The sequence below is a fragment of the Pseudonocardia hispaniensis genome (assembly GCF_042658695.1).
Classification (GTDB): Bacteria; Actinomycetota; Actinomycetes; order Mycobacteriales; family Pseudonocardiaceae; genus Pseudonocardia; species Pseudonocardia hispaniensis.
In genome coordinates this window covers 204,482-217,824 of the sequence record NZ_JBHSQW010000031.1, presented here as the reverse complement: position 1 = coordinate 217,824, position 13,343 = coordinate 204,482, and the positions used below count along the sequence as shown (strand labels likewise).

General features: G+C 72.2%; 12 protein-coding genes. 2 read left to right on the top strand and 10 right to left on the bottom strand.

Features of this window, described 5'->3' with window-relative positions:
• Positions 1-54: 54 nt before the first annotated feature.
• The gene (gene hpf, locus ACFQE5_RS15235) at positions 55-723 is read right to left on the bottom strand and encodes a ribosome hibernation-promoting factor, HPF/YfiA family (protein WP_379585649.1); all 669 of its coding nucleotides are present in this window, start codon (positions 721-723) and stop codon (positions 55-57) included.
• Between the two features lie 362 nt (positions 724-1,085).
• Between hpf and ACFQE5_RS15230 the strand changes: the two genes are divergently transcribed.
• A complete protein-coding gene (locus tag ACFQE5_RS15230) occupies positions 1,086-1,382 on the top strand; it encodes an FDXHR family putative zinc-binding protein (protein ID WP_379585647.1) in 297 nt (98 codons plus the stop codon).
• Here the strand turns inward: ACFQE5_RS15230 and ACFQE5_RS15225 are convergent.
• The 8 genes from ACFQE5_RS15225 to ACFQE5_RS15190 form a co-directional block, all read right to left on the bottom strand.
• Entirely contained in the window at positions 1,366-2,109 is a 744-nt protein-coding gene (locus ACFQE5_RS15225) for a ComF family protein (RefSeq protein ID WP_379585646.1), read from the bottom strand. The genes ACFQE5_RS15230 and ACFQE5_RS15225 overlap by 17 nt on opposite strands.
• A 96-nt stretch (positions 2,110-2,205) precedes the next feature.
• Positions 2,206-3,948 (bottom strand): LpqB family beta-propeller domain-containing protein, encoded by a 1,743-nt coding sequence (locus ACFQE5_RS15220; RefSeq protein ID WP_379585645.1) that lies wholly within the window; start codon positions 3,946-3,948, stop codon positions 2,206-2,208.
• Complete coding sequence (mtrB, locus tag ACFQE5_RS15215; protein WP_379585644.1) at positions 3,945-5,732, bottom strand: MtrAB system histidine kinase MtrB; 1,788 nt, start codon at positions 5,730-5,732, stop codon at positions 3,945-3,947. Before mtrB ends, ACFQE5_RS15220 begins: the two co-directional genes overlap by 4 nt.
• 7 nt (positions 5,733-5,739) lie before the next feature.
• Positions 5,740-6,417: an MtrAB system response regulator MtrA gene (gene mtrA / locus ACFQE5_RS15210; protein WP_379585642.1), complete on the bottom strand. Its 678-nt coding sequence runs from the start codon at positions 6,415-6,417 to the stop codon at positions 5,740-5,742.
• Positions 6,418-6,471: 54 nt separating this feature from the next.
• The gene (locus ACFQE5_RS15205; protein WP_379585641.1) at positions 6,472-7,113 is read right to left on the bottom strand and encodes a dTMP kinase; all 642 of its coding nucleotides are present in this window, start codon (positions 7,111-7,113) and stop codon (positions 6,472-6,474) included.
• Positions 7,114-7,138: 25 nt separating this feature from the next.
• A complete protein-coding gene (locus tag ACFQE5_RS15200) occupies positions 7,139-7,627 on the bottom strand; it encodes an NUDIX domain-containing protein (RefSeq protein ID WP_379585639.1) in 489 nt (162 codons plus the stop codon).
• A 39-nt stretch (positions 7,628-7,666) separates the two neighbouring features.
• On the bottom strand, positions 7,667-9,178 hold the full coding sequence (gene ahcY / locus ACFQE5_RS15195; protein ID WP_379585637.1) for an adenosylhomocysteinase: 1,512 nt from the start codon (positions 9,176-9,178) through the stop codon (positions 7,667-7,669).
• Positions 9,179-9,289: 111 nt separating this feature from the next.
• Positions 9,290-10,594: a glutamate mutase L gene (locus ACFQE5_RS15190; protein WP_379585635.1), complete on the bottom strand. Its 1,305-nt coding sequence runs from the start codon at positions 10,592-10,594 to the stop codon at positions 9,290-9,292.
• Between the two features lie 140 nt (positions 10,595-10,734).
• Here ACFQE5_RS15190 and ACFQE5_RS15185 point away from each other — a divergent pair, with 140 nt between their 5' ends.
• Positions 10,735-12,381, top strand: coding sequence for a long-chain fatty acid--CoA ligase (locus ACFQE5_RS15185; RefSeq protein ID WP_379585633.1), 1,647 nt, complete (start codon positions 10,735-10,737; stop codon positions 12,379-12,381).
• Here ACFQE5_RS15185 and ACFQE5_RS15180 read toward each other — a convergent pair.
• On the bottom strand, positions 12,368-13,303 hold the full coding sequence (locus ACFQE5_RS15180) for a cation diffusion facilitator family transporter (protein WP_379585631.1): 936 nt from the start codon (positions 13,301-13,303) through the stop codon (positions 12,368-12,370). The genes ACFQE5_RS15185 and ACFQE5_RS15180 overlap by 14 nt on opposite strands.
• Positions 13,304-13,343: the final 40 nt, after the last annotated feature.

Genomic DNA, 13,343 nt, shown 5'->3' with positions numbered 1-13,343 from the left:
ATGACGATCAACTCCCCCGGGCCGCACCCGCCGAGAACCCTCCGCCGGATGGGCCTATCGGCCGAGCTGGATGACCCCGTAGTCGTAGCCCTTGCGCCGGTAGACCACGCTCGGCGCGCCGGTTTCCGCGTCGGAGAACAGGTAGAAGTCGTGCCCGACGAGCTCCATCCGCGACAGCGCGTCGTCCACGGTCATCGGGTCGGCCTTGTGCACCTTGCGCCGGACGATCCGGCCCGGTCCGGGCTCGGCGTTGTCGTCCTCTCCGGACGCGCCGCGGATGCGGTCACCGTCCGCCAGGGTCTCCCCGTGCTCTCGGGGAGCGGGGATCGCACCGGGCTCGAGTTCGGTGAGGTCGTCGAGGACGGCGACGTGACCGGGTCCACCGCGCCCGGTCACGACCAGCCTGGCCCTGCGGCCGCTGACCTTGCGGCGGTCATGCGACCGGCGCAGCCGGGCCTCCAGCTTGCCGACCGCGGCATCGAGGGCCGCGTAGAAGTCCTGCGCAGACGCCTCGGCCCGGGCGACGGACGCACCGCAGCCACGGCCGGTGATCTCCACCCGCTGGCAGTTCTTCAGCTGGCGGCGATTGCGTTCGTGGAAGAGCTCGACCTCCAGTCCGACGATCTTGTAGTCATACCGCTCCAAGCGGCCGAGCTTCTCGGCGACGTGAATCCTGAAATGGTCCGGCACCTCGACGTTCCGACCGGTGACAACGATCTCCACGGACTTCCCTCGCTCTCGGCGTCGGGGCTCCGCGAGCTGCACCGATGCGCCGGGCACGTGGCCCCGGATACACGATCGGTGGTCCTCCCACGGGGCGATGCCAACGTTGGATGCACCGTAGTCGGGATCACGGTTCGACAACAGGGGGTAGCGCAGAGCGATCCCGGGCCGTGTGGTAATGAGCGATCGGCATTCCCTCGGACGGCGCTCCCGGGGTACGTTCGGCCGTTGCGCCCGCCCCCGCGACACCCGAGCCGCACGAGCCCCACCGGGTGATGCGTGCGCCGTCCGAGTGGCCGGGCACGTCGTGGCGCGCTCCCCGCGGACACCGCCTCGTCAGACCGTGGCCGTAGCCTGCGCGGGTGCGGCTGGTGCGGATGTCATGTTGTGGGCTGGAATGGGTCGGGGTCGAGCGGGCACATTGCTGTCGCCGAACCGGCGGATGCGGGCGGGTATTCGACGACGCGACGCTGTGGGACGACCACCGCAGCGGCGGCGTCTGCATCGACCCGGTGACGCTGGGCCTGGTGCAGACCCGCAACGGGATCTGGCTCCGGGCGATGGACTACGCCCCGGGCGGAGCCGGGCCGGGACGGCTCCCGGTTCCCCGGGGCCGCCGACGGCCCGCGAGCGGCGCCCGGGTCAGCCACGCCAGCTGAGGCTCTGGCGGCGCCCGGGCATCGACGCGCGCCCCGTGGCGTCACACAGCACGAGCGCCAGGTCCACCCTCACCCCGGCACCGGCCAGCACGTCACGGCAGGCCCGCAGGGTCGCACCGCTGGTGACGACATCGTCGACCAGGAGCACCGCGGTACCCGGCGGTGGCAGCCCCGCCGGCCGGACCCGCAGCCGTCCCGCCAGGTTGGCCACGCGTTCCCCGGCGTCGAGTCCCACCGAGTCGCGGGCCCGCCGACCCAGCTGGAGCGCCGGGGCGAGCGCGACCTCATGGCCCGCCCCGGCGAGCAGGCCCGCGAGCAGTCGGCACAGCCGCAGCACGTGATCCCCGCCCCGGGCTCGCGCCGCCGCGGGACGGGACGGCGCGGGCACGAGCCAGCTGACCGGTGCCGCCCGCGGGCCGTCGGGGGTGGATGATCGGCACGGCACGCGGGGCAGGGCCGGGGTCACCGCCGCCGCGAGCAGCCCCGCGAGCGCGGCACCGAGGTCGCGCCGCCCCCGTTCCTTGAACGCCAACAGCGCGGTGCGCAGGGGGCCGTGGTAGCGCCCCACCGCGAGCACGTCCGGACCGCCGGGCAGAGCGATCGAGTACGGTCGCGACAGCTGCGCATCGCAGCTCGCGCACCAGCCCGGCCCGGCCCGGCCGCACCCTCCGCAGGCGCCCGGCAACAGCAGGTCGAGCAGCCCGGTGCTCAGCTCGCGCAGGTCCATGACCGACAGGATGGGGGAGCCGGCCGGCACGCTCGGCCGGGCGCGGCCGAGCTATCCACAAGCTGCGTGACCGCCGTTCCCGACGTGACCGATGAGTCAGCCGGGATAGAAGGGAATCGCATCCGGAACCCCACCCAGGACCTGCCGCCAGGTGTCGAGCTCCCCGCCGGAGTAGCTCCACACCCCGCTCTGGTCCGCGACCAGCAGCGCTCGGCCGGGGAACGCCGCGACCGCGCGCAACGGCGGGGTGAGGTTGATGTTGGGCACGGTCTGCACGGTCAGCCCGTCGACGGTCACCACCATCACCGGCCGGTCGGCCCGGTTGTTCACGACCAGGACCGACTCGGGCGCCCGCCAGGAGACCCCCACGACCTCGTCGAGCTCACCGGGCCGCAGCAGCTGGACGTTGCGGATCACGGCGGTGCCGTCGCCGGGGCGGGCAACCACCGCGGTGACCAGTTTGCCGTTGACCACCGCGGCCAGGCGCATCCCGTCCCGGGACAGCCGCAGGTCCTGGATCTCGCCGAGGGCGGCCAGCGCGGTCCCGTCGACCCGCCCGCGCCGGGGTTCGTCCGCAGGGCCCAGCAGGACCCGCGCCACGGTGGACCCGTCCACGACGGTCCACACCTCATCGCCGTCCGCCGTCCACGTCGGGCGGGTCATCGACGTCGCGTCGAGCGCCACCGCCTGGAGCGGCCCGTCCGGCGGGCCGACGCGCAGCCGGGGGCGGCCCGACTCCCGCGACACCACCGCCAGTCTGCCGCCACCCACCGCGGTCGAGGCGGACAGCACCTCGACGTCACCGCCGCCGGCCGGGCCGGGGATCGGGGTACCCGGCTCGCCGCTGGTCAGCTGCCGCACGCGTCCGCCCGCGACCACGAAACCGGACACCTCGCCCCTCGGGTCCACGCCATCGGCGAGCGCCGCGACATCGTCGCGGGTGAGATCGCTCTTGCCGGGTAGCAGCGGGGACCCGTCGACGAGCAGCCGGACCCGTCCGACGTTCACCTCGGACAGGGTGAGCACGACCTGGGCGGCGAGCAGCCTGCGGCCCGCCTCGTCGAGCGAACCGACCTGTGTCAGATCGACGAGAACCGCGCCGTCGGGGGTTTCGGCGACGTTGGCCCGCAGCCTCGCGCCCGGCGGGAGCAGGCTCGTCGCCGCCCCCGCCAGCGCGTCGGAAGGCCCGTCCAGGAGCAGCTCGACCGCGCGGGAGGCCTGGGCCCTGGCCGGAACGACGGGCAGGTAGCGCATGTCGGCTACCGTGACGCCGCGTACCGGGTCGACGAAATAGGTCTTGACCGTGCGGTAGTTGGAGCGGAAGTCCGAGAGCCGCACGAGCACCCCGTCGGGCAGCCGGCTGATCCGCCACTGCCCCTCGTGGCGCGTCACGGTCACGTCGACCTCGATCGGGGACTCGTCGGACCGGAACGTCCCGGTCGAGGTGAGCGTGCCGACCTGGGTGCCACGGATCCGCACGATCGTGACGTCGCGCCCGAGTTCGGCGGGTCGCGGCGGGTAGACGGTGTCGAACTGCTCGTCGAGCAGCCTCAGCGCCGCACCGTCGTCCCAGCCCTCGGCCTCGGGACTGAGGAACCGCCGGGCCGCGCCGTGCTTGTCGATGCTGCTACCCGAGGCGTAGACGAACCCGCGCACCAGGTCGAGCGGGTTGGTGCCGTCGACCGGCCCCGGGGGCAGGGCGGGTGCGCCGCGCACCGGCACCTTGCGCAGCACCTGCACCGACGAGCTCTCCGGCACGCTGGCACACCCCGCCAGCCCGGCCACGGCCAGCAGCGCGGTGAGGACGGTGAGGGCTCGCCTGCGCAGCGGACCGCTCACCGGTTGGCCCCACCGGGGCTCGCCACATCGGCGGGCCGCCCATCCTGGCGGGCCACGGTCAGGGGGTCAGTGGCCTCGACCGAGCCGGCGTCGGTGAGGCGAGGGATGCCCAGTGGAGGCGTCGGCACCGTGGTCGAGTCGGCCGGTTCGGGCGCGCCGACCGGGCCGAGCGGCAACGGGCTGGACTCCAGCAGGTCACCGACGGTGCGCGGCAGCGTCAGCCGGAACGCCGCGCCCCGGCCCGGCTCGCCCCACGCCTGCAACCAGCCACCATGCAGCCGAGCGTCCTCCAGGCTGATCGAAAGACCGAGCCCGCTTCCACCGCTGCGCCGCGCCCGCGACTCCTCGGCCCGCCAGAACCGGTTGAACACCAGCCCCGCCTCCCCCGGGCGCAGCCCGACGCCCTGGTCCTGGACGACCACGGCGACGGCGCGGTCGTCCGCGCCCAGGGTGACCTGGACCGGCTTGCCCTCCCCGTGGTCGATGGCGTTGGCCACCAGGTTCCGCACGATCCGTTCCACCCGGCGCGGGTCGACCTCGGCGTAGATCCCCGTCGGCAGGTCGAGCTGCAACGGGGTGCGGGTCTCCTCGGCCAGGCCGTGCACCGCCTCGATCGCGCGGGACACGACCCCGTGCATATCGAGCCGCTCGGCGCCCAGTTCGGCCACCCCGGCATCGAGCCTGCTGATCTCCAACAGGTCCCCGAGCAGCGCCTCGAACCGGTCCAGCTCGGTGACCAGCAGCTCTGAGCTGCGGCGCAGCGCGGGCAGCAGCTCGCCCCGGGAGGCGTACAGCACGTCGGCCGCCATCCGGACCGTGGTGAGCGGAGTGCGCAGCTCGTGGCTGACGTCGGAGGTGAACCGCCGTTGCAACGCCCCGAACTCCTCCAGCTGCCGGATCTGGGCCTGCAGGCTCCCGGCCATCTCGTTGTAGGACTCGGCCAGCCGGGCCACCTCGTCCTCGCCCCGCACCGGCATCCGCTCATCGAGGTTGCCCTCGGCGAAGCGCTCGGCGACCTCGGCGGCCTGCCGGACCGGACGCACCACCTGCCGGGTCACCAGGCTCGTGATGCCGGCCAGCAGCAGGATGAGCACCAGCCCACCGACGATCAGCGTCGACTGGACCAGGCCGAGCGTGCGCTGTTCGCCGTCGAGCGGGAACAGCAGATAGAACTGCAGGTCCCGGCCCGCGGTATGGATCGGCTGACCGATCATCAGCGTGGGGACGTCGGCCACCGAGACGTACTTCGTGGCCAGCCCGCCCGCGGCCACGGCATCCTGCAGATCGCCCGGAACGACCTCGACGGTGCCCGCCGAGACCTCCGGCGCCCCGCGACGCCCGGTGGTGAGCACCGCCCGGAACTCCCCGGCGGCGGGCGCCCCCGGCTGTTCGGAGGTGCTCGTGTTCGTCAGCCGGTCCAGCGCGTTGGTGAGGGTGCCCTGGGCGCCCTCCCGGTCGGGGTCGATGCCCGAAAGGTCGCGTTCGAGCACGGCGCGGCCGGCTTCGGCCTGGACCACCGCCGCCTCGAACTTGCCCTGGACCAGCCGCTCGGCGATCTGGGTCTGCAGCACCAGACCGAGGACGAGGATGACCGCGGTCGACAACGCCAGGGTGCTGACCACGACCCGCAGCTGCAGCGAACGCCGCCAGGCCACCGTGAACGCCGACTGGACCTCGGCGACGATCAGGCCCGTATGCCGCACGCCCACCCGGATCCGGCGCGCCGTCGCACGCCGCCGCACCCGCGCGGCGATCCGCGGCAGCACCCCCCGGGCGTGGATCATCGGCGCGTCACGGAGGCCCCGCCTTGTACCCGACGCCGCGGACGGTCAGGACCACCTCGGGGTGCTCCGGATCGCGTTCGACCTTCGACCGCAGCCGCTGCACGTGCACGTTGACCAACCGGGTGTCGGCGGCGTGTCGGTAGCCCCATACCTGTTCGAGCAGCACCTCGCGAGTGAACACCTGCCGCGGCTTGCGGGCCAGGGCCACGAGCAGGTCGAACTCGAGCGGGGTCAGCGCGATCGGCGTGCCGTCCCTGGTGACCTGGTGGGCGGGCACATCGATCGAGATGTCGCCGATCGTGAGCTGTTCGGCGGGCTCGTTCTCGGTGCGCCGGACCCGGGCCCGGATCCGGGCGACGAGCTCCTTGGGCTTGAACGGCTTCACGACGTAGTCATCGGCGCCCGACTCCAGACCGAGCACGATGTCCACGGTGTCGCTCTTGGCCGTGAGCATCACGATCGGCACCCCGGACTCGGCGCGGATGGCACGGCAGACGTCGATGCCGTTCATCCCGGGCAGCATGAGGTCCAGCAGCACCACATCCGGGCGCAGCTCGCGGACGGCCGGCAGGGCGCGCGTGCCGTCGCCGACCACCGCGGTGTCGAAGCCCTCCCCTCGCAACACGATGGTCAGCATCTCGGCCAGAGCCGGGTCGTCGTCGACCACCAGAACGCGCGACTTCATGCGCGCAGCATCCCATCCGGGGGCAAATCAGGTGCTTCGGCCCCGGCAGCCCGCTCACCCGAGCAGGTGGCCGGCGAGCGCGGCCGCGTCGATGTGCCGCTCGGCGTCGATCACCGTCCACGGGCTCAGCCACGCCGCGTCGGCGAGCTCGCGGTAGACCTCGGCGGTGCGCTGCTGCAGCCCGGGGTCGGCCTCGTAGACGTCGCGAAGCCGACCCGGTTCGGTTCGTTCGCGGTGCGCCGCACGCCGGGCGGCGACCTCGCGCGGCACGGCGAGCAGCAGCTGCCGGTCGGGAACCGGGATGCCGAAGCGCTCCACCTCCAGCGCGCGCACCCACGCCACGACCTCGCCGTCGGCGCGCTGGCCGAGCCGGGCGGCGTTGTAGGCGGCGTTGGAGGCGACGTACCGGTCGACGAGCACGACGTCGTTGGCGGCGAGCTTCGCCCGCAGTCCGGGCGCGGCATCGCGGCGGTCCAGGGCGAACAGCACCGCCATCCCGTGCACGGACTCGCCGAGGTCACCGAGCCTGCCGTAGAGGGCGTCACGGGCGAGCTCGGCGTGCACGTCCTCGGCATAGCGCGGGAAGGCCAGCCGGGCGGTACGGGCCCCGCGCGCCGCGAACTCGGCGACCAGCGCATCCGACAGCGTGCGTTTGCCCGCGCCGTCCACTCCCTCGATGACGATCAACCGCCCCACGGCCAGGCAACCTACCGGGGCGGGCTCAGCCCAGCCGGCACACCTTCGGCCACGTCGCGGCGAAACCCGGATGCAGGTCGAGCCCGAGGATCCGGTCGGTGCGCACCCAGCGCAGCTCGACGCTCTCCCCGCCCCGGATCGCGACCGGCAGCGCAACGGTGGCCCGCACCACAACGGTCGTGTACGACCAGCCGCCGTGGTCGTCGACGAACTCATCGGTGGTCCGCAACGCGCCGAGGTCGACGTGGGCCTCCTCGGCGGCCTCCCGGCGCGCGGCCTGTTCGGCGGTCTCGGCGAGATGGCGCGCTCCGCCCGGAACGCCCCAGGTCCCCCCGTGGTGGCTCCAGAGCGCCCGGTGCTGCAGCAGCACCCACTCGTGACCGGCGTGGTCGCGGTGGCGCACCAGCAGCCCGGACGCTCCGTAAACCCCCCAGTGCTTGTGTCCCTGCGCGCAGAACGCCCACCCGTCACCGCTGGGGTTCGCAGGCGACGACCCTGATGCGGCGGCAGACATGAGGACAACCTAACCGGCTCCGCCCGTACCGCGTAGGGGTCAGTACCGGTAGTGCTCCGGCTTGTACGGGCCCTCGACGTCCACGTCGATGTACTCGGCCTGGTCCTTGGTCAGCTCGGTGAGCTCGCCGCCCAGGGCCTGCACGTGAATCCGGGCGACCTTCTCGTCGAGGATCTTCGGCAGCCGGTAGACGTCGCGGTTGTACTCCTCGTACTTGGTGAACAGCTCGATCTGCGCGATCACCTGGTTGCTGAACGAGGTCGACATGACGAAACTCGGGTGCCCGGTGGCGTTACCGAGGTTCATCAGCCTGCCCTCGGAGAGCACGATGATCGAATGACCATCCGGGAACACCCACTCATCGACCTGCGGCTTGATGGTGATCCGGTGGATCCCCGGGTAGCGGGCCAGCCCGGCCATGTCGATCTCGTTGTCGAAGTGGCCGACGTTGCCCAGGATCGCCTGGTGCTTCATCGCCGCCATGTGCCGGGTGGTGACGATGTCCTTGTTGCCGGTCGTGGTGATGACGATGTCGGCCTTGCCGATCACGTCCTCGAGCCGCGCGACCTGGAAGCCCTCCAGCAGCGCCTGCAGCGCACAGATCGGGTCGACCTCCGTGACGATGACGCGCGCGCCCTGCCCGGCCAACGCCTCCGCCGAGCCCTTGCCGACATCGCCGAAACCGCAGACGACCGCGACCTTGCCCCCGATCAGCACGTCGGTGGCACGGTTGAGGCCGTCGATGAGTGAATGCCGGATTCCGTACTTGTTGTCGAACTTGCTCTTGGTGACCGAGTCGTTGACGTTGATCGCCGGGAACAGCAGCGTGCCCTGGTCGGCGAGCTGGTAGAGCCGGTTGACGCCGGTCGTGGTCTCCTCGGTGACCCCGCGGATCCCCTCGGCGATCCTGGTCCAGCGGCGCGGATCCGCGGCCAGCGACCGGCGCAGGGCGTCGAGGACGACCCGGTACTCCGCGGAGACGGTGTGGTCGTCCTCGGCCACGGTCGGCACCACGCCGGCGGCCTCGCACTCCGCGCCCTTGTGCACCAGGAGCGTCGCGTCGCCGCCGTCGTCGAGGATCATGTTCGGGCCGACGGTGTTGCCCTCGTCGTCGGTGAAGGTGAACAGCTGCTCGGTGCACCACCAGTACTCGGGCAGCGTCTCGCCCTTCCAGGCGAACACCGCCACCCCCCGCGGCTGCGCCGGTGTTCCGTGCGGACCGACCACCACCGCCGCCGCGGCCTCGTCCTGGGTGGAGAAGATGTTGCACGACACCCAGCGCACCTGCGCGCCCAGCGACACCAGCGTCTCGATCAACACCGCGGTCTGCACGGTCATGTGCAGCGACCCGGCGATCCGCGCACCGTGCAGCGGACGTGCCTCGGCATACTCCCGGCGCAGCTGCATCAGACCCGGCATCTCGTGTTCGGCGAGCCGGATCTCCGTGCGCCCGTACTCCGCGAGCTCGAGATCCGCGACGGCGAACTCGACGCCGTTGCGCTCGTGCAACCGGCCGAACGGATCGACGGTCTCGGGGATTCCAGCGGTCATCGGCGTGACGCCTCCTCGTGGCGGCGGTCTCCGAATGGCACCGTACCCGCCGGTGCCGGCTCACCCCAGTGCTCTTTCGACGGGCCGGGCGGGCCTCGAAACCGATCCGGATCAGCCCAGCAGGTGGTCCATGAGCAGGGCCTCGGCGGCCTCGCCACGCCCGTCCTCGGCGAGCAGCCCGGCGGGTGCGACGGTGAAATCGGCGTCGACCACCACGCGGGAGTCGGCCAGCACCGGCGCGAGCATCGAATCGGCCCGCAGGGTGGCGATCAGGGCGGCCAGCCCGGCCGGGTCCCGCTGCCGGAACACACCACCGGTGAACACCACCAGTCCGATGTTCGGTGCCACCGCGAGGTCGCCCAGGCTCCTCAGGTGCCTGCGCACGGCGATGACGGCGGCGAGCGCGGCGATCCGGCGATCCTCGGCGGCACCTCCGGGGCCGCGCGGAACGGAGCCGGTCTCGGTGCTCATCCGTTCGACGATCGGGCCGAGCAGATCGGCCTCCACCGGGTCGACGATTCCCTCGGCCTGCCCCTCCAGCAGCACCCCCGCGGCGGCACAGCGCAGCCCGAGGTCGCCCTCGATGGTGCAGTGCGCGCCGACGGCCGGCCGCCCGCCCACGGGTGCGAGGTGCACGTCGGTCATCGCACAGCCGATGTCGACGACGAGCGTCCCCGTGCCGACCAGCTTGGCCAGCACGGTGGCGGCGCGACCGACGGCGTCCGGGGTCATCAGCCGTGCCATCCGGCGGAACCGGGGTGCGGCCCCGGGGCCACGCGCACCCAGGACATGTCGGGCGAACACGCTCGCGACCGCCGCCCGGGCCGGCTCCGGCGCCAGCTCGCCCGCGCGTGCCAGCACGTTGTCGCAGGCGACCACCGTCCGGCTGGTGGAGCGCAGCACCGACAGCGCCGCGGCGCGCGCCTCGGTGTTGCCGGCCAGCACGATGGGGTAGCGCACCCGGGCCCTGGCGAGCTGGGCCGCGTTGTGCAGGAGCACGCGCGGGTCGTCGCCGTCGGGCCCGCCGATCAACAGCACCACCCCCGGCCTGCTCCCCCGCAAGGCCCGCACGTCGGCCGCTTCCAGCGGCCCGCCGTGAACGTGCACCACGTGTGAGCCCGCCGAGCGGGCGACCCGGTGTCCGGCCTCGGTGGAGCTCAGCTTCTCGGTGCCGACGACGGCGAGCCGCAGCCCCCCGCCCGCCGAGGAACAGGCCAGCAGGTCCGGCGAGCCACTCCCCCCGGGCGCGGTCACGGCGCGAACCGCGGCGTCGACCCCGGCGAGCACGTCGGCCGGCGTCGTGAGGTGCGCGGCGAACCCCGCCAGGCCGCCATCCGGCTGGACCAGCACCGCCTTCGTCCAGACCGACCCCACATCGACACAGACGGCGCCGGCGTGCGGTCCGTCGGGGCTCATGGCTGCCGAGCCTACTGGCACCAGGCGGGTGCGGTCCTCGCCGACGCACGAGTCAGCACGTGCTTCACACGCGCCGCGGAACCCCCCGAAACGGGTACGGTGCCTGTGACGGGGCACACGCGCTCGACACAGGAGATCTCATGTACGGGCTCATGCAGGATCGACCGCTCTCTCTGCCGCACGTCTTCCATCGCGCCGAGCAGTTGTTCGGCCACAAAACGATTGTGACGGCCGGTCCGGACGGCGAGTCCCGCATGACGATGTCCGAATGGGCCGAACGGGTCCGGCGGCTGAGCTCGGTCCTCGACACGCTGGGGATCAGCCCCGACGGCCGGGTAGGCACGTTCTGCTGGAACACCGGGCGGCACCTCGAGCTGTACCTGGCCGCGCCGTGCACCGGGCGGGTGCTGCACACACTGAACCTGCGGTTGTTCCCGGAGCAGCTGGTCTACATCGCCGACCACGCCGAGGACGAGGTCGTCTTCGTCGACCGCTCGCTGCTCCCCCTGCTGTGGCCCCTGGCCGACAAGCTGACCACGGTGCGGCACTACATCGTCATCGACGACGGGGCCGAGGTCGAGATCCCCGAGGACCCGCGCGTCCTCGACTACGAGCGGCTACTGGCCGACGCGCAACCCCATCAGGGCCGGTTCGAGATCGCGGACGAGAACACCGCCGCCGCGATGTGTTACACCTCGGGCACCACCGGAAACCCCAAGGGCGTTGTGTACAGCCACCGGTCCACCGTGCTGCACTCGCTGATCACCTTGACCGCGGACGGGCTCGCGCTGTCCGAGCGCGATGTGGTGCTTCCCGTGGTGCCGATGTTCCACGCCAACGCCTGGGGCCTGCCCTACGGCTGCCTGCTCGCCGGCTCGGACATCGTCTTCCCCGGCCCGAACATGACCCCGCAGGCCATCCTCGGCCTGCTGGCCCGCCACCGGGTGACGGTGACCGGTGGGGTGCCGACGATCTGGATGGGCGCGCTGCCGCTGCTGGGCGACCACGACCTGTCCGCGCTGCGGTCGATCCTGTGCGGCGGTTCGGCGGTGCCGCGCTCGTTGTCCGAGGCCTACCGCGAGGCGCTCGGCATCCCGATGACGCATGCCTGGGGAATGACCGAGACCAGTCCGCTCGCGACCATCTCCACCCCGCGCTCCCAGCACGCCGCCCTCGACGAGGACGCGCGCGCGGACATCCGGGCCCGTCAGGGGCAGCCGGTGCCGCTGGTCGACCTGCGGCTGGTCGATCCCGCCACCAGTGAGGAACAGCCCTGGGACGACCGGGCCACCGGTGAGATCCAGGCCGCGGGCCCGTGGATCGCCAGGGAGTACTACCGCGGCGAGGGCGGCGGGGCCCAGTTCACCGAGGACGGGTGGCTGCGCACCGGTGACGTCGCCACCGTCGACCGCTACGGATTCGTCCGGCTGGTCGACCGGACCAAGGACCTGGTCAAGTCCGGCGGCGAGTGGATCAGCTCGGTCGAGCTGGAGAACCACATCATGTCCCACCCCAAGGTCGCCGAGGCGGCGGTGATCGGCGTCCCGCACGAGAAGTGGCTGGAGCGGCCGCTGGCCTGCGTGGTCGTCAAGCCCGGCGAGACCCTCACCGCCGAGGAGATCATCGAGTTCCTCACCCCGCGGGTCGCGAAATGGTGGCTGCCCGACGCCGTCGAGTTCATCGACGAGGTCCCCAAGACCAGCGTCGGCAAGTTCAGCAAGAAGACGCTGCGCGACACGTTCGCGGGCTACCAGCTGGCGGGCTCCCAGCACGTCATGGAGTCATGACGTCGCCGGCGGGGGTGCGGTCGAGGTCGGGCTCCAGGTAGATCACCCTGGCCTCCGGCACGGCGGCGCGGACCCGCGCCTCGGCGGCGTCGATGGCGCGCGCGACCTGCTCGACGGACGCACCCGGGGTCAGCGCGATCTTGGCCGCGACGAGCAGCTCCTCGGGGCCGAGGTACTGGGTGCGGATGTGGATGACCCGCCGCACGTGATCCCCCGCCGACAGTTCCGCGACGATCCTGGCCAGCACCGGCGCCACGGCACCCTCGCCGATCAACAGGCTCTTCATCTCGATGATCAGGATGATGGCGATGACCCCGAGCAGGGTGCCGATGCACAGGGTGCCGACGGCGTCCCAGACCGGGTTGCCGGTGAGCACGGTAAGGCCGACCCCGCCGAGCGCCAGGACCAGCCCGACCAGCGCACCGAGATCCTCCAGCAACACCACCGGCAGCTCCGGCACCTTCGACTGCCGGATGAACTGCCACCAGGTGCCGCTGCCCTTCAGCGGAGCCGACTCGTGGATCGCCGTGCGGAAGGAGAACCCTTCCAACCCGATCGCGACCACCAGGATGATCACCGCGACGATCGGGGTGCTCAACGGCTCGGGATGCTCCAGCTTGTGGATGCCCTCGTAGATCGCGAACGCCGCGCCGAGGGTGAACAGCAGCAGTGCGACGATGAACGAGTAGAAGTAGCGGTCCCGCCCGTAGCCGAACGGGTGCTCGGCGGTCGCCGCCCGTTTGGCGCGCTTGCCGCCGAGCAACAGCAGCCCCTGGTTGGAGGTATCGGCGACCGAGTGCACCGCCTCGGCCAGCATCGACGACGAGCCCGTCACCAGGTAACCGATGAACTTCGCCGCCGCGATCCCCGCATTGGCCAGCAGGGCGGCGATGATCGCCCTGGTCCCGCCGCTCGCTGCCACCCGCGTTTCCCTTCTGCCGTTCGCGTGGGGAAACCCTAGC